This window comes from Enterobacter sp. fkY84-1, assembly GCF_052974705.1.
In genome coordinates this window covers 248,906-266,441 of the sequence record NZ_CP169393.1, presented here as the reverse complement: position 1 = coordinate 266,441, position 17,536 = coordinate 248,906, and the positions used below count along the sequence as shown (strand labels likewise).

Here is a 17,536-nt window from a genome sequence, read left to right as displayed (position 1 = left end):
GTGGCGCTGCGCTTACCGGGCCTACAAAAACCGTAGGCCGGGCAAACGCAGTGCCGCCCGGCGTGAAGCATCAGCGGAAGTTAATGTTCTTATCGCTGGTCATGTCGTACAGTTGGAACTTACGTCCAAGCTGTTGACCGCCGTCACGCGTCAGCGGCGTCCAGCCGATGGCCGCGCGGCTACGGGTTGGACCGGATGAGAACAGATCCAGCGGAATCGACACGTAAACTCCTTTGGTGAAGTCCCCTTCCCCATATTCGTCCGGCGAGACGTTGGTAATGGTGGCGTAGCCACCCACCACGACGCCGCTGTCGAAGTGTTTAGAGATATCCAGCGTGCCGCCCTTATCGCCCGCCAGGTACTGGCCGACGCTGGCTTTCACCAGCACGTCAGGCGCGAACGACGGCGTCCAGTACGCGGTCAGGTGACCGGTTTTAACGCTGTAGTCGGTGAACTTCATCATGTCCTGCGCGCTGCGCCAGTCACGCTGTTTAACGTAGTTGGCATCAATCCCAAACGCCCAGTTGCTGTCGACAGGACGATAAAGCACTTCTGCCCCCGCGCCGCCGTACATGGTTTCCAGATACCCGCCGTACACCTGACCGTAGAAGCCGTTACCGAAGTACTGGAAGTAGTTGGCCTGCAGGTTGTTCACGTAAGCATCGTTCTGTACGTACTCACGCACGCGGGTACGCACGCGCGGCAGCGTCGAGTCTTTTGGCGGGTTGGTGTAGTTGAACTTGTCGTAGTTGTTGGCGATGTTGCCGAACAGGCTGCCGGTGGTCAGCAGGTGGTCGGTCAGCCACAGATCCGCCGTCGCCATGACGCCCAGCTGATACATGTAGAAGTTTTCCGGCCCGCCGACGGACTGGTTTAGCACCGGATCGATATGGAAATCGAAGCGCGACTTGTCGATATACCAGCCCTGCTCGGTGGTCTCCGGCACGATCGGCTCAACGCGCTTTTGCACCAGCTCGGTTTCATGTCCGAGCGGTTCGCCTTCCAGATGGCGCTTCAGGCTGGCAACGTCCGTTTCCGTCGTCACCTGCGGCAGGTTGAGACGGTTCTCCGTCACGCGGATCGTACGGATCCCGTCCGGGAGATCGTTCATGACGATCCGGTTGGCGCGCTCGATCCCTTCCCGCGAGTCGCGGTATTTCACCTGCTCGCCGGTGACGTAAAGCGTATCGCCTTTCACCTGAATTTTTGGATCCGCCAGACCGGCATTGTATTTCAGCAGCGTCAGCTGGTTTGCCACCACGGAGTGCTGCAGAATCGCATCCTGCGGCTCCGGCTGGTATGCAGGCCGCGCGTTGTCGTTGTAGTGCGGCCGCATGTCGTTGAAGTTGGTGCGCAGCGTAAAGCCAAACATCACCGTATTGCCGCGCTCGTAGCTGAGGTTAACGTCGGCCCAATCGGTGACGCGATAAATGGCGCCGACGTTAAACTTGCTCTTCTGCTCAATCTTCCCGGCGAAGTCCTGCGAGTAGTCATTCCCCTCGTACTCCAGCTTCAGACGCAGTGGCTGCCAGGGCGTCTGATACTCCACGCCGCCAAACAGCGAGGCCGGGCCGTGGAACATCTGGTCGCCGTTGATGGAGCCCGCTTTCTGATAGCTGTTATCGCGGTAGCAGTATTTATCGCTGTAGGAGCAAAACGGGTTTTTCACGTTGCCGCTGGTGCCGAGATAGCCCCATCCCAGACCGAGCGAGAAGTCGAACGGCCCCCAGGCCTTGCTGGCCACGATGTATTCCGCATCAAACAGGCCGGTACCACCAATATCTTTGGCGCCCACGGAGACCTGCGGCATCCAGTAGCTCTCTTCCCACAGGCGCAGCTTGACGTCGAAGGCTTTATCTTTGTAGGTCTGATCGCCTGAGAACGCCTCGACGCTGCTGTATTGTTTCGTACGGACGTCGGTATAGCGCAGCGTGGTTTCAAGCCACGGGAACAACTGCACCGACGCCGAGTAGTAACGATACTGGTCGTTATCACGGTAGTTAAGGCTAATTTCCCCTTCGCGCGCCATACGCGCGGTGGGCGTTTGCAGTAAACCGACGCCGCCGAAGTCTGACTGAGACGGGCCAATGGGTGCCGGATACGTTTCTGCATGGCAGGCGGCACTCACGCAGAGCGCCAGCATGCTGTAGAGATAGGTTCTTTTCATTATTCCGGTATCCGCTGAATCAGGGAGTGAAGGATATCGGCGTTAAGCCCGTCATACGCCTTCGTCCAGAAATGGTCGGCAAAACCGACAAAAATAATGCTGCCCGGCATGGGTTCGATATGTCGTTTATTCCAGTAAGCAACGGGCGCTTTTTGCGTGTGGCCGTCAGGGTAAACCACCCAGGCGTAGCTGTTATCCGCACCGCTCAGCAGACTCTGCTCGTCGAGATAGCTCGCCACGTCGCGGCCGGGGGTAAAGGGCTTCTTACCCGGGCTGCCGATCAGCCCCATCACGGTCACCGTCGTCGGCTTCGCCGGAAGCCAGAGCGTATAGTCCCCTTCCAGGGTCGGGTTGCCGTTTTCCGTGACGCGCACCTCATCCGGGTCAAGATTGACGTTCTGTCGGCCCGTCACCTTCAGCGCCTGCAGCTGCTGACGGACGCTGTTAATGGCCGCCGCGTCGTCGCCGTCTTCCTGTTCCGCGAGTCCCGTTAGCCTGGCAAGAAGCGCCTTGTGCTGCTGTTCCGCTTCCACGGTCTTCTGCCGTTCAGCGATGACCGCGCCTGGCCACCAGCTGTTGGCAAGCCTTGGCTGTCCGACGAGATCGAGCAGACGTTCGGCGTGGGTTAAGGTTTTAGGTTTTTCACTGTCCGGCGTGTAGACCTTTACCGTTCCCGCGGACCATGCCAGCGGCGCGGCAAAACTGGCGATAAGCGCAGCGTGGATGAGCGTTTTCATGATTTCGCCGCCTTGATCAGGGTGGTTTTGACCGGGAAGAATCCGGCACCGAGATACTGTAAGGACTGGCGGATCTGCCCTTCCTCGTCGATCCAGAAGCGGTTGTGCCAGGTGGCCTGGTCGGTGGTGACCTCTTCATCCAGCACGCGAACCTGCGTTTCGTCGCTGCCGACCTTCACGCTGTCGGTGCCGTCCCAGCGGAAGGTCGAGCGTGCCGTGGCGTAACGCACCTGTTTGTGTTCGGTCCAGCCCATCGTGCGCGTCCAGCCCGCACCGTCGGCGATCTGGTTCGGCTTGATCAGCGGATCGTCAGCGAGATTATTCACCTCCAGCAGGTTATCGCCGCCCAACAGGGTTTTCACGATACGACCATGCTGCGTCACGATGGTGGCCTGATCCTGCGTCACCCATTTCTGCTGCCCGTTTTCATCGAAAGCGAGCACCACAAACAGTTGCGGGCCATCGTTAAGCTGCATGTACTGACTGGCATAAGGCATGTTCTGAAGCTCGTCATCGGTCAGATGCACGCCCGGTGTGCCGAACAGGCTTTCCCACAGTGAGTTTCCCAGCCCTTTAGTGGTGGCCGAGCATGCCTGCAGCAGCAGGCAAATCAGAATGATTGCTGGTCGCTTCACGACTCTTCTCCGAAGGGGCGAAATAACCACACCGAAGTGTGGTTATGATTAAAACACCCGCTATTACTGGGTGCTGGTTGTCGTGGTGGTCGTGGTTCCGGTGTTGGAGCCATCACCGCCACCGGTTGCCGCCAGCGCGACACCCACGGCTGAACTTACGGTGCTGGCGCTGGCTGCGGTAGAACTTCCCGCAGACGCAGACGTCGCAGCCGACCCTGCCGCTTCCCCGACCTGAACCGGAGCTGCATAAACAGATGTCGCCGCAAGCGCAGATATGGCAAAAATGCCATACAGTACTTTCTTCATAACAATTTCCCTTCAATGAATGAATGGAGATTTGCCCGAAAAGAATTTCAGGCGGAATCGAGTATACACAACTCATGCCGTGGGTTTGCCGTAAGGGGAAATAGAGGGTGGGTTTTCAGACTAATGGATAAAATCGAAATGAAAGACAAAGAGAAAAAATATTAAATGAATATAAAACAATAACTTATAATATTGATGTATTAAGTTCCTTCTGCGTATTTTCTTAAAATAAACCGCAGCAATTAACGGGTTAAACGTCTTTTTCAGATTAAACTCAGAACCAGAATTTGCGTTAACTAACAGACATCAGGAATTATCTTATAAAAAAATGCCGGCATTAAGCCGGCACGTTTTCATGGCGTTTTAATTACGCACGCCATGCTTTATAACGGTTGATCAACCCATTGGTCGAGCTGTCATGGCTGGTAATCGCGTTATCGTCACCCAGCTCTGGCAGAATACGGTTTGCCAGCTGTTTACCCAGCTCAACGCCCCACTGGTCAAAGGTGAAGATGTTCAGGATCGCGCCCTGCGTGAAGATTTTGTGCTCGTACAGAGCAATCAGCGCGCCAAGGCTGAACGGCGTGATTTCGCGCAGCAGGATGGAGTTGGTTGGACGGTTACCTTCGAACACTTTGAACGGCACCACGTGCTCCAGCGTTGCCGGATCTTTACCCTGGTCGCGGTATTCCTGCTCAACCACCTCGCGGGATTTACCGAACGCCAGCGCTTCGGTCTGGGCGAAGAAGTTGGACAGCAGCTTCGGATGGTGGTCGGACAGCGGGTTATGGGTGATAGCCGGGGCGATGAAATCGCACGGTACCATTTTGGTGCCCTGGTGAATCAGCTGATAGAACGCGTGCTGACCGTTAGTGCCCGGCTCGCCCCAGATGATTGGGCCAGTCTGGTAATCCACCGCGTTGCCGTTACGGTCCACGTATTTACCGTTGGATTCCATGTTGCCCTGCTGGAAGTAAGCAGCAAAGCGGTGCATGTACTGGTCATACGGCAGGATCGCTTCGGTTTCAGCGCCAAAGAAGTTGTTGTACCAGATACCGATCAGCGCCAGCAGCACCGGCAGGTTTTTCTCTGGTGCGGTGGTGGAGAAGTGTTTGTCCATCGCATGCGCGCCGGAGAGCAGCTCAACGAAGTTGTCGAAGCCCACGGACAGGATGATAGACAGACCGATTGCAGACCACAGAGAGTAGCGGCCACCGACCCAGTCCCAGAATTCGAACATGTTCGCGGTGTCGATACCGAACTCGCTGACGGCTTTACCGTTGGTGGACAGCGCAGCGAAGTGTTTCGCCACGTGCTTGTTGTCGCCCGCGGTTTTCAGGAACCAGTCGCGCGCGCTGTGGGCGTTGGTCATGGTTTCCTGGGTGGTAAAGGTTTTAGACGCAACCAGGAACAGGGTGGTTTCCGGGTTCACGTTTTTCAGCACTTCGGCGATGTGGGTACCATCGACGTTAGACACAAAGTGCATATTGAGGTGGTTTTTGTACGGGCGCAGCGCTTCGGTCACCATGAACGGGCCGAGGTCAGAGCCGCCGATACCGATGTTAACCACGTCGGTGATCGCTTTGCCGGTGTAGCCTTTCCAGCTTCCGGAGATGATCGCTTCGGAGAAGGTTTTCATCTTTTCCAGCACCGCGTTCACTTCCGGCATGACGTCTTTGCCGTCAACGATGATTGGGGTATTGCTACGGTTACGCAGGGCTACGTGCAGCACGGCACGGTCTTCGGTGCGGTTGATCTTCTCACCGGAGAACATGGATTTGATGGCGTCCGCCAGCTCGGTCTCTTTCGCCAGATCCTGCAGTTTTGCCAGCGTCTCTTCGGTAATGCGGTTTTTAGAGAAATCCACCAGCATCAGGTCGTCGAAGGTCGCGGAGAACTTGCTGAAACGATCGGCATCTTTCGCGAACAGGTCCGCGATGGTGACGTCTTTCATTTCATCAAAATGTTTCTGGAGTGCCTGCCAGGCAGCGGTCTGCGTTGGGTTGATGTTTTTCATTAGCAATACTCTTCTGATTTGAGAATTGTGACTGCGGTCGATTGTAGCGCCTGCAAATAAAAATTGTGATGGTTTTTATGCCATTGCCCTGGCCTGCATCAAACACAGGTGAAAAGACCCGAAAAGTATAGCTGCTGAAGCGCCCTCCTGGAGCGGAGAAATGTCGGTCAAAATGCCCTAAAACGAAGCATAAAATCTGGCCCTGTTATAAGTCCTGTTTCTCAGGGGTACCCCCCCATAAAAAATCCGCATAATCCCAGCATTGACAGGACCTCCCCCACATTTTATTTATAGGGCCGTATTTTGCGCCTGCACCTGTTTTCGTTTCATTCTTGTGCCATGGTCGCTTATTCATTCCCTGACACGAGGTTGTTATGACGAGTTTTGTGGTCGCCAAGTTTGGCGGCACCAGTGTGGCCGATTACGATGCCATGAACCGCAGCGCCGATGTGGTGCTGGCCGATCCGAATACCCGCCTGGTGGTGCTGTCTGCATCCGCCGGCGTGACGAACCTGCTGGTTTCTCTGTCTGAAGGACTGGAAGCGACAGAACGTTTCGTGAAGCTGGATGCACTGCGCAAAATTCAGTTCGACATCCTTGAGCGTCTGCAGAACCCGAACGTCATCCGCGAGGAAGTGGAACGCCTGCTGGAAAACATCACCACGCTGGCAGAAGCCGCCTCGCTGGCCACCTCCACCGCCCTGACCGATGAGCTGGTCAGCCACGGTGAGCTGATGTCCACCCTGCTGTTTGTTGAAATCATGCGCGAGCGTAACGTTCAGGCGCAGTGGTTTGACGTACGCAAAATCATGCGTACCAGCGACCGCTTTGGCCGCGCCGAGCCGGACGTTGAAGCGCTGGCCGAGCTGACCAATCAGCAGCTGGCCCCGCGCCTGGCAGACGGCATCGTGATCACTCAGGGCTTTATCGGTAGCGAAGCAAAAGGCCGCACCACCACGCTTGGCCGTGGCGGCAGCGACTATACCGCCGCGCTGCTGGGCGAGGCCCTGCATGCTACGCGCGTCGATATCTGGACTGACGTTCCGGGCATTTACACCACCGACCCGCGCGTTGTTTCCGCGGCGAAACGTATTGATGTGATCGCGTTTGAAGAAGCGGCGGAAATGGCCACCTTCGGCGCGAAAGTGCTGCACCCGGCCACGCTGCTGCCTGCTGTGCGCAGCGATATTCCGGTCTTCGTCGGCTCCAGTAAAGATCCAAAAGCGGGCGGCACGCTGGTCTGCAAGAAAACGGAAAACCCGCCGCTGTTCCGCGCCCTGGCCCTGCGCCGTCGCCAGACGCTGGTGACGCTCCACAGCCACAATATGCTGCACTCCCGCGGTTTCCTGGCGGAAGTGTTTGGCATTCTGGCGCGCCACAATATCTCCGTGGATCTGATCACCACCTCTGAAGTGAGCATTGCGCTGACGCTGGACACCACCGGCTCCACATCAACCGGTGATACTCTGCTGACGCAGTCGCTGCTGATTGAGCTGTCCGAGCTGTGCCGCGTGGAAGTCGAAGAAGACCTGGCGCTGGTTGCTATCATCGGCAACAAGCTGTCGCGCGCCTGCGGCGTGGGCAAAGAGGTGTTTGGCGTGCTCGACCCGTTCAACATCCGCATGATTTGCTACGGTGCGTCCAGCTATAACCTCTGCTTCCTGGTGCCAGCCGATCAGGCCGAGCAGGTGGTGCAGAAACTTCATCAGAATTTGTTTGAATAAGCGCAAGAATGGCCCGGGCGTTTTCACTACCGGGCCATTCTTTAGCTTTTCATTACTGTTCTCATCAGCAGCGAATCCAGATCTTTTAAATTTCCTTCTCTGCTGTCGGGTAGTACAGGCGGCACTTCTCCTCTCACCAGCTCACTTTGCAAAAAAGCGTGGAGTAAGGGCCGTTTAGGACCATATTCCGCTTCACCTGCGCGCTGTTTTATTTCCAGCAATGCATCGATTTCCGCACGTAACGGCGCACACAGTTCGCTCCCGGCAAGCAGTTCGGCAAAACGCATCGGTGGAACGCCTTTCCCCGCTTCTACCCACCGCGCCGCCAGCAAAGGTCGCAGAACATAAAAGTACTTTTTCAGCCGAACCGTTTCCCCCTGTAAATATCCACGGAAGTTTTTTCGGGCCATCGAGTAGTAATGCCAGCGGGCGCGCAATGGCGAAAACCACGCAGGTATTAGCGCGCGCAACTCGGCCACTACCGTCTCATCCTCCTGATAAACAACAGGGGAATCCAGCCACTCGATAAGCGTCGGGTTTGCCCCCTTCAGCAGGCCCAGTGCCTTGCGCCATTCCCAGCCACAAACGTCCAGTTCATCATCTATCGGCAGCTCGATCACATCCCGCTGGGATTCGACGCGCAGATACCATTCTGGGCGGTGAACGTACAAAAACCGCACATCATAATCGCTATCCGGTGAGGCAAATCCCCATCCCCGGCTGCCCGATTCACAGGCGTAGAGCACGCGCACGTTATAGCGCTGCTCTATATCGCGAAGTTGCGCGCAGACACGTGCGCGCATCGCGCTATCAACATCGTTGTTGCTCATTTTTTTATCCTTTTACACACACTACCTGACGCAGGGTGTGAACGATCTCCACCAGCGACGATTGCGCGGCCATCACGGCATCAATGTCTTTATAGGCCATCGGCGTTTCATCGATCACCTCATTGTCTTTGCGACACTCTACGTGAGAGGTCGCCTGAATATGGTCGCTAAGGGTATAGCGTTTTTTTGCCGCCGTTCGGCTCATCACTCGCCCGGCGCCGTGGCTGCAGGAACAGAAGCTTTGCTCGTTGCCGAGGCCACGCACGATGAAGCTCTTTGCGCCCATTGAGCCCGGAATAATCCCCATCTGCCCTTTCTGCGCCGACACCGCACCTTTGCGCGTGATCAGTACCTCTTCCCCAAAGTGATGCTCTTTCTGCACATAGTTGTGATGGCAGTTAACCGCCTCCTGCTGCGTAATAAAGGGCTTTGTCACTTCGCGAGAGAGCGCCGCCAGCACGCGCGACATCATCACTTCCCGATTGTGGCGGGCAAAATCCTGCGCCCACTCCACCGCCTCGATGTAGTCCTCATAGTGACGACTCCCCTCCTGAAAATAGGCCAGATTTTTATCCGGCAGATGTCCCAGGTGATGCTGCATATCCTGCTGTGCCAGGGCGATAAACACATTACCGATGGCGTTTCCTACGCCGCGCGAGCCGCTGTGCAACATCACCCAGACGCGCTGCTGCTCATCGAGGCAAATTTCAATAAAGTGGTTTCCGGTACCCAGCGTGCCCAGATGCTGGTAGTTGTTGGTTTTCAGCAACTGCGGGTATTTATCCGTGAGTTGTTTAAAACGTGGGGCCAGCACCCACCAGCGATCGTCCACTTCTTTCGGTGGCGTTTCCCACGCGCCTTTATCCCGTCGAGAACGGGTATTAGTTCTCCCATGCGGTACTGCCTGTTCAATGGCGCTACGTAAACCGCTGAGATTATCCGGCAAATCACCGGCCACCAGCGACGTGCGAACGGCAATCATCCCGCAGCCAATATCTACGCCAACCGCCGCAGGAATAATTGCCCCTTTGGTCGGGATCACGCTGCCGATGGTTGAGCCTTTACCGAGGTGAACGTCGGGCATCACCGCAAGGTGTTTGAAAATAAACGGCATCTTTGCGGTAATCAGTAACTGCGCCTGTGCCTCTGGTTCCACGGGCACACCGTGAGTCCACATTTTGATCGGGGCGCCGTATGGCGCCGTCAGTAATTCAAAATCATTCTGTTGCATTGCGTTATCCTTTCAGGTTAACAAGGCCGTGTAATACCTGGTCCAGGCCACCAAATACTGAAATTTTGTCGATACGCTCCGCGACCCTTTCCAGGGTTTCCAGCTCTTTTAAACGCAGCGCCACCGGGTTGTTTTCCATCACCTTTGCGGTGTTTAACAGCGATCGTGTCGCCGCCGTTTCTTCACGTCGGCGAATAACATTCGCCTGGGCCGATTTTTCGGCCTCTACCAGACGGGATAAAATCGTTTTCATATCACCAGGTAAAACAATATCTTTTACCCCAAGCGACGCAATTTCCATTCCAAAGGATGACAGGCGGCCTTGCACCTGTTTGCTGACCACCTCATCAATGATCTGCTTATCTTCCAGTAACTCATCGAGCGTGCGGGTGCCGACCGCCTCACGCAGTGCGAACTGGAGTTCGCGGTACAAATGTTCCAGCGGTTTCGTAAGCTGCCCGCAGGCCTGCAGCACGTCGCTGTAACGCCAGTTAGCCGCCAGGTTCAGGCGCAGGTTAACTTTGTCCTTCGTCAGGATCTCCTGCCCGCTCACTTCCACCACCTGAAGGCGCGTATCCACGACCTCTGCCTCAACCAGATGGTTAATTTTCCAGTAGGCCGTCAGTCCCGGCGGTAACAGTGCCTGAATTTCTCCGTCGATTTTCACCACCCCGACGTGCCAGGCAGGTACCTGTACCACCAGCATCGCGTCGCGCCCCTTTAGCGCGCCATTGCGACGCGGTTGCAGAGCAGCATTCATCACGTCCACCGGCACCCGCACGTCGCGGGTATCGATTCTTTGCAGGGTCAACGCCGCATCCTGCTGCCAGTACAGACGACGAGTCGAAGGCGGCACAATTTCCTGCAATACGCCGTTGTTCGATAACACCCCGATTTCATCCGCAGTAAGGTCTACCGCCAGGCAGTAACGTACCACCCAGTCAGGCTGAAAGCGGCGCAGATAATCCGCCAGCGCACCCGGCACCTCGCTGCCATCCTGGCTCACCACCAGCACGTCGTCAGTATTGAACCAACCCAGACGGTGTTCACCCGCCTCCAGTACCCGGTAATAATCGCCAGCTTTTGCTACCAGTCCTAACTGACCTTTTTTTATCGTGATTTTCTTAGCCATTTTATATTCCTTAAAGTCAGGCGCGGGTGCAGGCACGAAATCACAGGGGAATGCCTTTTCGCCTGCGATCCGGCGCCATTACCGGCGACCTTCATTGGGATTGCTGACTGCGCAATCCCCGTTTTTACTTTGATGTTTACAACCAGTTTTCATTGGGAGAATGAATCGGGAATCGAACCCTTCTGTCTGTCATGGGTTGACGGAACGCCCCCGGAAAACAGCCTTGCCGTTCCTGGTGCGCCGACGGGGCCTTAACCCCCAGTGTGCTCAACGTCGTGACGTTATCTGTATTGCCAGAAGCGTGCCAAAAACAAAAATCGCCGTTTTATTTTTTTATTTTATTGATAATTAATACTTTTTATTTATCACGCTTTTCATGCATTGCCGTTCGGCTCAACATTTCTTATCCTGATATATCGACAATTATCTTTCTGGATAAACATGAAGAAGCGGAAGGTGGTGATCGGGGTGCTTGGCACCGTGATGGATAAACGGGGAAAGCGGGCTAATCGCTTTCGCAAATGGCGACCGACCGTCGGGCTGTGCCAACAGCCGGATTTCCCGGTCGACAGGCTGGAGCTGCTACATCAACCGCGAGATCTCGGCATGGCTCAGCAACTGGCGGAAGATATTGTGCTGGTTTCCCCCCACACCGAGGTGCGTCCCAGCACGGTAATCATTGAAGACCCGTGGGATTTCGAAGAGGTTTATGCCGCGTTTCTCGATTTCGCCACCCAGTACACTTTTGATACCGATCGCGAAGAGTATTTCGTCCACATCACCACCGGCACGCATGTGGCGCAGATCTGTTGGTTCCTGCTGACGGAAGCCCGCTATCTTCCCGCCAGCCTTTTGCAGACTGGCCCTGCCAGAAAAGAAGCCTCTGCTGAGGAGACTGCAGCCGGAACTTACTCAATTATCGACCTGGATTTAAGCCGCTACACGACCCTTACCAACCGTTTTCAGCGCGAGCAGCAGCAGTCAATCTCATTTCTGAAAGCGGGCATTGAGACGCGAAACGCCACCTTTAACAGTCTGATCGACAAGATTGAACGCGTGGCGCTACGTTCTACAGCCCCGATCCTGCTGACCGGCCCCACCGGCGCGGGCAAGTCGTTCCTCGCGAACCGCATTTATCAGCTTAAGCAGTCACGCCATCAGGTTTCCGGCAAACTGGTTTCCGTCAACTGCGCGACCCTGCGCGGTGATAACGCCATGTCCACGCTGTTCGGCCATGTGAAAGGAGCCTTTACCGGCGCACTGTCGGCGCGCAGCGGCCTGCTGCGTGAAGCCGATGGCGGCGTCCTTTTCCTCGACGAGATTGCCGAACTAGGCCTGGATGAACAGGCGATGCTGCTCAAAGCCATTGAAGAGAAAACTTTTTTCCCGTTTGGCTCCGATAAAGAAGTTCACAGCGATTTTCAACTTATCGCCGGAACCCACCGTGATATGCGCCAGTGGGTGGCAGAAGGACGTTTTCGTGAAGATCTCTATGCCCGTATTAATATGTGGAGCTTTGCCTTACCCGGCCTTGCCCAACGGAAAGAAGACATCACGCCGAATGTTGACTACGAACTTCAACGTTTCTCTCGCGAAAGCCAGACGCAAATCCGCTTCGATAAAGAGGCACGCGAAGGCTATCTGGCCTTTGCCTGTTCCAGCAGAGCGCTGTGGCGGGGCAACTTTCGCGAACTGAGCGCCAGCGTCGCACGCATGGCGACGCTGGCGGAACGAGGGCGTATTACTCAGGATCTGGTGCTGGAGGAGATCTCACGTCTTCAGACCGACTGGCAAACTGACGTGACGCAGCCTGCAACTGACATGGAGATTGACCTCTTTGACCAGCGGCAACTTGAAACGGTGCTGGAGGTATGTCGCCGCAGCGCATCGTTGTCTGAAGCCGGACGTGAGCTGTTTGCCGTTTCACGGCTCAAAAAAGCCAATCCTAACGACGCCGACCGACTGCGCAAATATCTGGCTCGATTTAGTCTGAGCTGGGAAAGCATCCGGTCATAATTCATTTGAATATTACTTCCTTACGCGATAAACAATAACTATAGCCGGGCTCGATCCCGGCTTTTTATAACAAACACACGCAACATTCATCGCAAGGAAATCATTATGTTATCCGCTATTACGCGGCTGTTCCCGTTATGGGCGCTGCTGCTCTCCGTACTCGCGTATTACACGCCCACCACGTTCACCGGTATTGGTCCGTGGGTCGCCACGCTGCTGATGCTGATCATGTTCGGTATGGGTGTGCATCTGAAAGTAGACGATTTTAAGCGCGTGCTGTCTCGCCCTGCGCCCGTCGCGGCAGGAATATTCCTGCACTACCTGGTGATGCCGCTCGCGGCGTGGCTGCTGGCGATGGTCTTTAAGATGCCGCCCGACCTCTCCGCCGGGATGGTGCTGGTGGGCAGCGTCGCCAGCGGCACGGCATCCAACGTCATGATCTATCTGGCGAAATGCGACGTGGCGCTCTCCGTCACTATCTCGTCCGTCTCCACGCTGGTTGGCGTGATTGCCACGCCGCTGTTAACCCGCCTGTACGTGGATGCGCATATTCAGGTGGACGTGATGGGGATGCTGCTGAGCATTCTGCAGATTGTAGTAATCCCGATTGCGCTGGGGCTGGTCATTCACCACCTGTTCCCGCGCGTGGTGAAGGCCGTTGAGCCGTACCTGCCCGCGTTTTCGATGGTCTGTATTCTGGCGATCATCAGCGCCGTGGTGGCGGGTTCCGCCTCGCACATAGCTTCCGTAGGCTTTGTGGTGATCGTTGCGGTGGTGCTGCATAACACCATTGGCCTGCTGGGCGGCTACTGGGGCGGGAAACTGTTTGGCTTTGACGAATCGACCTGCCGCACGCTGGCAATCGAGGTAGGGATGCAGAACTCCGGCCTGGCGGCGGCGCTCGGCAAAATCTACTTCTCGCCGCTGGCGGCCCTGCCGGGTGCGCTGTTCTCTGTCTGGCACAACCTCTCCGGCTCGCTGCTGGCGGGCTACTGGTCCGGCAAACCGATTGAGGAACAAACGAAAAAAGATGCGGTGAAACAGGGTTAATTGACTCAGCTTGCTTTACACTGAAGCCTCTCTCTCAGGAGGCTTCAGCAATGGCGACACCACGTTTGACCCAGAAAGACATGACGGAAGCCGAGCAGCGCGAACTGAAAACGCTTCTCGACCGCGCCCGCATCGCGCATGGCCGTACGCTGACCAACGCCGAAACCAATCAGGTGAAAAAAGAGTACATCGACAAACTGATGGCGCAGCGTGACGCCGAGGCGAAAAAAGCCCGCAAGCTGAAAAAGCAGCAGGCTTATAAGCCGGATACTGAAACGACCTTTTCCTGGTCGGCCAATACCTCTACTCGTGGAAGGCGCTAGCTAGCGCCCTTTCTTTTTACGGCCAGGCTGGGTAAATCGCTTCCCGTTACCCGGTTTGCCGCGTCCTTTCTCTTCCGCCTGCGGCGCCTTCACGACCGGACGTTTAATCGCCTGGGTTTTCGGTTTGGCTTTGGCCTTCGGCTTCGCTTCGGACGAGGAGTTCTCGATAAGCTTGAACAGCTCGATCAGTTCGTCATCCGTCAAGTCGCGCCATTCGCCCAGCGGAATGCCGGACAGGCTGACGTTCATGATGCGCGTGCGCTCCAGCTTCGTCACTTCATAACCGAAGTACTCGCACATGCGGCGGATCTGGCGGTTTAAGCCCTGCACCAGGGTAATGCGGAACGCGAACGGCGCTTCTTTCTTCACCTTACACTTTTTCGTGACGGTACCGAGGATCGGCACACCGGCGCCCATGCCGCGAATAAAGTCGTCCGTGACCGGCTTATTCACCGTCACAATGTACTCTTTTTCGTGATCGTTACCGGCACGCAGGATCTTGTTGACCAGATCGCCGTGGTTGGTGAGGAAAATCAGCCCCTGAGAGTCTTTATCCAGACGGCCAATCGGGAAGATACGGCTGCTGTGGTTCACGAAATCAACGATGTTGTCCCGCTCACCGTCTTCCGTGGTGCTGACAATTCCAACCGGTTTGTTCAACGCGATAAACACCAGGTCTTCGGCATCACGCGGTTCGATGAGCTGACCATTCACTTTAACCACGTCGCCAGGCATGACCTGGTCACCAATCGTGGCGCGCTTGCCGTTGAGGAACACATTACCTTGTTCAATGTAACGGTCCGCCTCGCGACGTGAGCAGATCCCGCTCTCGCTAATGTATTTGTTTAATCGGGTTGATTGAGTTGGCAGCATAGTTTCTCCTGTGAAGGGCGAAATATACCTTAGGTATGGACTGGAAAAAAAGATTAGCCGACGGTAACTGAGACGGGTTTTTTAGTTTGCGAGACGCTTTCAGGATTTTGCATCCTGTCATTTACCCATGTGTTCAAGCCTTTTAGTTTTACTCTCCATGGAGAAGTGTTTGTAGTTTGTAAATCACAGGGAGTAATATGAAGGAGATTGTTCAGACAGAATCCTTCCGACGCTGGGAGCAAAACTTAAAAGATCGACGAGCGAAGACCATTATCGCTTCCCGCCTCTTTCGGTTGGCAAATGGCTTAGCGGGCGACGTTAAACCCGTGGGAGAAGGTATAAGTGAGCTAAGGATCCACTTTGGTCCGGGCTACAGGATCTATTTTAAAGACCAGGGCAATTACATCATCGTGCTGTTATGTGGTGGTGACAAAAGCAGCCAGGCCAGAGACATACTGATGGCAAAAATGCTGAGCAATGTATCCCAATGGCAGGAGTGAATGAGCATGCATAAATTAACACCTTACGATCCCGCCAACGCGTTGGTGGATGACGAGGAAATCGCCGTGTTTATCGCTGATGCACTAGAAACAGGCGACTCGACATATATCGCTAAAGCCCTTGGTGTTGTCGCGCGAGCCAAAGGCATGTCGAACATTTCACAGCAAACCGGTTTATCACGTGAGCAGCTTTATCGGTCATTCAGTGATAAAGGAAACCCAACGCTCAAAACCACGCTCGCGGTCATGAAAGCATTGGGTTTTGGGCTAACACTCAAACACGCCGGGGATTAATACTCATCCCGCTGGTCATCTTCATCCGGCTGTTCCATCACGCTGTAGGCCACCGCACAGAACAACGAGTTGAGGCGCTTCATATCACCCAGCAGCCCCAGGTGGAGTGAGCTGGTCTCGATACTCTGCACGTTCTGCTGATGCAGGCGCTCAACGTGGGCGTGCGAGTAGCGGCGGTTAAGAATGCGGAAGCGATGCTTGTTGCGGCGCAGGCGGCGCGCGCTCGGCACGTCGCTGGAGAAGAAGACCAGCATCGCCAGCTTGAGGTTGCTGACCAGCTGTTCGTGCAGCGCTTCAAGCTCTTTTAAGCCTTCAACGGAGAACGCCCGGCGGGCGGCCAGCGACTTATCGGCTATCTCGCTGCCCATGCGCTCAACAATATCGGAGGCCTGCTCAAGGTTGAGCGACATCTCAATGATTTCCGCCCAGCGGCGGGACTCCTCCTCCGCCAGCTCGTCCTGCGGCATGCGGGCCAGGTAAAGCTTAATGGCGGTATAGAGCACGTTGATATCGTCCGCCAGTCTGCGCAGCTCTTTCTCCTCTCGCGGCTCGCCGTGCATCACCTTTTGCAGCCCTTCGAGCATGGTTTCCATGGCGTCGCCCATGCGCAGCGTCTCGCGCGCGGCATTCGCCAGCGCCAGCGCCGGGGTGTCCAGCGCGGAGGTATCCAGATGCTTTGGCTTCAGGCGGGCGTCCAGCTCCGGTTCGTCCTGAATGAGTCGCTCGCAGAAGCGAGCCATCGACCCGGCAAAAGGGACCATCGCCAGGCAGCGCACCAGGTTATAGAACACGTGGAAGTAGATCACCAGCTCCGCCTTCGGCAGCGGGAGGTTATCCATCAGGTTCGCCAGCGGATGGATAAAGGGCAGAATAATCAGGCTGCCCACCAGCTTAAACAGCAGGCTACCGAGCGCCACGCGGCGGGCGGCGGCGTTGGCGGCGCTGTTATTGAGCATCGCCAGCAGGCCAGAGCCGAGGTTGGCACCGATCACCAGACACAGCGCGACCGGGAAGGAGATCGCCCCGGCGGCGGTGAGCGTGGCCGTCAGCAGCACGGCGGCCAGGCTGGAGTAGCTGACGATGGCAAACACCGCGCCAATCAGCGCGTCGAGCATGATGTCACCGGTCAGGGAGGCGAAGATGACCTGCACGCCGTTGGCCTCGGTAATCGGGGTGACCGCCTGCACAATCAGCTCCAGCGCCAGCAGAATCAGCCCCAGGCCAATCCCCACGCGACCAAGCTGCCCGGCGCGCGTCTGTTTGCGGCCGAGGAAGAAGATGACGCCGACAAAAATCAGCAGCGGCGACAGCCAGGAGAGATCGAAGGTCAGGATACGCGCCATCAGCGCGGTACCCACATCAGCCCCCAGCACAATGACCAGCGCCGGGGCCAGCGCCACCAGATCCTGCGCCACAAAAGAGGTGACAAGCAGGGTTGTGGCGTTGCTGCTCTGAACGAGTGCCGTTACGCCAATGCCTGCGCAGAAGGCGAGCGGCTTCTTCTCAACGCTGCTGCTGAGAACGGTACGTAAACGGGCGCCAAATACGCGCATCACGCCGGTACGGACGATATGGGTGCCCCATACGAGCAGTGCGACTGCAGAGAGCAGATGTAACAGGGTCAGCACGGATGGTTTTCCTCCTTATCTTTATCGGTTTTCCTGAGGTTCCCTGCGCGTTGCCATGTCGGATGACGGCGAC

At 56.0% G+C, this 17,536-nt stretch carries 16 protein-coding genes; 6 read left to right on the top strand and 10 right to left on the bottom strand.

What is annotated here, in order from left to right; all coding sequences use genetic code 11:
- Positions 1–70: 70 nt before the first annotated feature.
- The 5 genes from ACEPLT_RS01200 to pgi all read right to left on the bottom strand — a co-directional run bounded on the left by ACEPLT_RS01200 (position 71) and on the right by pgi (position 5,862).
- Positions 71–2,167 (bottom strand): YjbH domain-containing protein, encoded by a 2,097-nt coding sequence (locus ACEPLT_RS01200; RefSeq protein ID WP_008503426.1) that lies wholly within the window; start codon positions 2,165–2,167, stop codon positions 71–73.
- The gene (locus ACEPLT_RS01195; protein ID WP_072205820.1) at positions 2,167–2,904 is read right to left on the bottom strand and encodes a capsule biosynthesis GfcC family protein; all 738 of its coding nucleotides are present in this window, start codon (positions 2,902–2,904) and stop codon (positions 2,167–2,169) included. Before ACEPLT_RS01195 ends, ACEPLT_RS01200 begins: the two co-directional genes overlap by 1 nt.
- The gene (locus ACEPLT_RS01190) at positions 2,901–3,539 is read right to left on the bottom strand and encodes a YjbF family lipoprotein (RefSeq protein WP_008503424.1); all 639 of its coding nucleotides are present in this window, start codon (positions 3,537–3,539) and stop codon (positions 2,901–2,903) included. The genes ACEPLT_RS01195 and ACEPLT_RS01190 overlap by 4 nt, the downstream gene beginning before the upstream one ends.
- A 63-nt stretch (positions 3,540–3,602) precedes the next feature.
- Positions 3,603–3,845, bottom strand: coding sequence for an exopolysaccharide production protein YjbE (gene yjbE / locus ACEPLT_RS01185; protein WP_008503423.1), 243 nt, complete (start codon positions 3,843–3,845; stop codon positions 3,603–3,605).
- A 367-nt stretch (positions 3,846–4,212) separates the two neighbouring features.
- Positions 4,213–5,862 carry a glucose-6-phosphate isomerase gene (pgi, locus tag ACEPLT_RS01180; RefSeq protein ID WP_008503422.1) on the bottom strand — a complete coding sequence of 550 codons (1,650 nt, stop codon included), beginning with the start codon at positions 5,860–5,862 and terminating at the stop codon, positions 4,213–4,215.
- Between the two features lie 374 nt (positions 5,863–6,236).
- Here pgi and lysC point away from each other — a divergent pair, with 374 nt between their 5' ends.
- On the top strand, positions 6,237–7,586 hold the full coding sequence (gene lysC, locus ACEPLT_RS01175; RefSeq protein ID WP_008503421.1) for a lysine-sensitive aspartokinase 3: 1,350 nt from the start codon (positions 6,237–6,239) through the stop codon (positions 7,584–7,586).
- Between the two features lie 41 nt (positions 7,587–7,627).
- Here lysC and ACEPLT_RS01170 read toward each other — a convergent pair whose 3' ends face one another.
- Genes ACEPLT_RS01170 through ACEPLT_RS01160 form a run of 3 tightly spaced genes read right to left on the bottom strand, consistent with a single transcriptional unit; the run spans position 7,628 to position 10,779 of the window.
- Entirely contained in the window at positions 7,628–8,416 is a 789-nt protein-coding gene (locus ACEPLT_RS01170) for a nucleotidyltransferase domain-containing protein (protein ID WP_095443188.1), read from the bottom strand.
- A 4-nt stretch (positions 8,417–8,420) separates the two neighbouring features.
- Positions 8,421–9,647 (bottom strand): RtcB family protein, encoded by a 1,227-nt coding sequence (locus tag ACEPLT_RS01165; RefSeq protein WP_063616518.1) that lies wholly within the window; start codon positions 9,645–9,647, stop codon positions 8,421–8,423.
- Between the two features lie 4 nt (positions 9,648–9,651).
- Positions 9,652–10,779 carry a slipin family protein gene (locus ACEPLT_RS01160; protein WP_023618733.1) on the bottom strand — a complete coding sequence of 376 codons (1,128 nt, stop codon included), beginning with the start codon at positions 10,777–10,779 and terminating at the stop codon, positions 9,652–9,654.
- A 441-nt stretch (positions 10,780–11,220) separates the two neighbouring features.
- Here ACEPLT_RS01160 and rtcR point away from each other — a divergent pair, with 441 nt between their 5' ends.
- The 3 genes from rtcR to ACEPLT_RS01145 all read left to right on the top strand — a co-directional run bounded on the left by rtcR (position 11,221) and on the right by ACEPLT_RS01145 (position 14,168).
- Positions 11,221–12,795: an RNA repair transcriptional activator RtcR gene (gene rtcR / locus ACEPLT_RS01155; RefSeq protein ID WP_039024657.1), complete on the top strand. Its 1,575-nt coding sequence runs from the start codon at positions 11,221–11,223 to the stop codon at positions 12,793–12,795.
- Positions 12,796–12,900: 105 nt separating this feature from the next.
- The gene (panS, locus tag ACEPLT_RS01150) at positions 12,901–13,845 is read left to right on the top strand and encodes a ketopantoate/pantoate/pantothenate transporter PanS (RefSeq protein WP_232929231.1); all 945 of its coding nucleotides are present in this window, start codon (positions 12,901–12,903) and stop codon (positions 13,843–13,845) included.
- A gap of 50 nt (positions 13,846–13,895) precedes the next feature.
- Positions 13,896–14,168, top strand: coding sequence for a DUF3811 domain-containing protein (locus tag ACEPLT_RS01145; protein WP_014830263.1), 273 nt, complete (start codon positions 13,896–13,898; stop codon positions 14,166–14,168).
- On the opposite strand, the gene rluF is transcribed toward ACEPLT_RS01145, so the two are convergent.
- Positions 14,169–15,041, bottom strand: coding sequence for a 23S rRNA pseudouridine(2604) synthase RluF (gene rluF, locus ACEPLT_RS01140; RefSeq protein WP_008503414.1), 873 nt, complete (start codon positions 15,039–15,041; stop codon positions 14,169–14,171).
- A gap of 197 nt (positions 15,042–15,238) precedes the next feature.
- Here rluF and ACEPLT_RS01135 point away from each other — a divergent pair, with 197 nt between their 5' ends.
- Together ACEPLT_RS01135 and ACEPLT_RS01130 are read left to right on the top strand one after the other, a co-directional pair.
- Positions 15,239–15,541: a type II toxin-antitoxin system RelE/ParE family toxin gene (locus tag ACEPLT_RS01135; protein ID WP_023293553.1), complete on the top strand. Its 303-nt coding sequence runs from the start codon at positions 15,239–15,241 to the stop codon at positions 15,539–15,541.
- Between the two features lie 6 nt (positions 15,542–15,547).
- On the top strand, positions 15,548–15,835 hold the full coding sequence (locus tag ACEPLT_RS01130; protein ID WP_021242718.1) for an addiction module antidote protein: 288 nt from the start codon (positions 15,548–15,550) through the stop codon (positions 15,833–15,835).
- Here ACEPLT_RS01130 and ACEPLT_RS01125 read toward each other — a convergent pair.
- Positions 15,832–17,463, bottom strand: a complete 1,632-nt coding sequence (locus ACEPLT_RS01125; RefSeq protein WP_008503411.1) for a Na/Pi cotransporter family protein — start codon at positions 17,461–17,463, stop codon at positions 15,832–15,834. The two genes, ACEPLT_RS01130 and ACEPLT_RS01125, sit on opposite strands and share 4 nt — an antisense overlap.
- Between the last annotated feature and the right edge of the window lie 73 nt (positions 17,464–17,536).

Coding starts and splice junctions, on each gene's coding strand:
- ACEPLT_RS01200 (WP_008503426.1), bottom strand. CDS start 2,167: ATGAAAAGAACCTATCTCTACAGCATGCTGGCGCTCTGCGTGAGTGCC.
- ACEPLT_RS01195 (WP_072205820.1), bottom strand. CDS start 2,904: ATGAAAACGCTCATCCACGCTGCGCTTATCGCCAGTTTTGCCGCGCCG.
- yjbE (WP_008503423.1), bottom strand. CDS start 3,845: ATGAAGAAAGTACTGTATGGCATTTTTGCCATATCTGCGCTTGCGGCG.
- pgi (WP_008503422.1), bottom strand. CDS start 5,862: ATGAAAAACATCAACCCAACGCAGACCGCTGCCTGGCAGGCACTCCAG.
- lysC (WP_008503421.1), top strand. CDS start 6,237: ATGACGAGTTTTGTGGTCGCCAAGTTTGGCGGCACCAGTGTGGCCGAT.
- ACEPLT_RS01170 (WP_095443188.1), bottom strand. CDS start 8,416: ATGAGCAACAACGATGTTGATAGCGCGATGCGCGCACGTGTCTGCGCG.
- ACEPLT_RS01165 (WP_063616518.1), bottom strand. CDS start 9,647: ATGCAACAGAATGATTTTGAATTACTGACGGCGCCATACGGCGCCCCG.
- ACEPLT_RS01160 (WP_023618733.1), bottom strand. CDS start 10,779: ATGGCTAAGAAAATCACGATAAAAAAAGGTCAGTTAGGACTGGTAGCA.
- rtcR (WP_039024657.1), top strand. CDS start 11,221: ATGAAGAAGCGGAAGGTGGTGATCGGGGTGCTTGGCACCGTGATGGAT.
- panS (WP_232929231.1), top strand. CDS start 12,901: ATGTTATCCGCTATTACGCGGCTGTTCCCGTTATGGGCGCTGCTGCTC.
- ACEPLT_RS01145 (WP_014830263.1), top strand. CDS start 13,896: ATGGCGACACCACGTTTGACCCAGAAAGACATGACGGAAGCCGAGCAG.
- rluF (WP_008503414.1), bottom strand. CDS start 15,041: ATGCTGCCAACTCAATCAACCCGATTAAACAAATACATTAGCGAGAGC.
- ACEPLT_RS01135 (WP_023293553.1), top strand. CDS start 15,239: ATGAAGGAGATTGTTCAGACAGAATCCTTCCGACGCTGGGAGCAAAAC.
- ACEPLT_RS01130 (WP_021242718.1), top strand. CDS start 15,548: ATGCATAAATTAACACCTTACGATCCCGCCAACGCGTTGGTGGATGAC.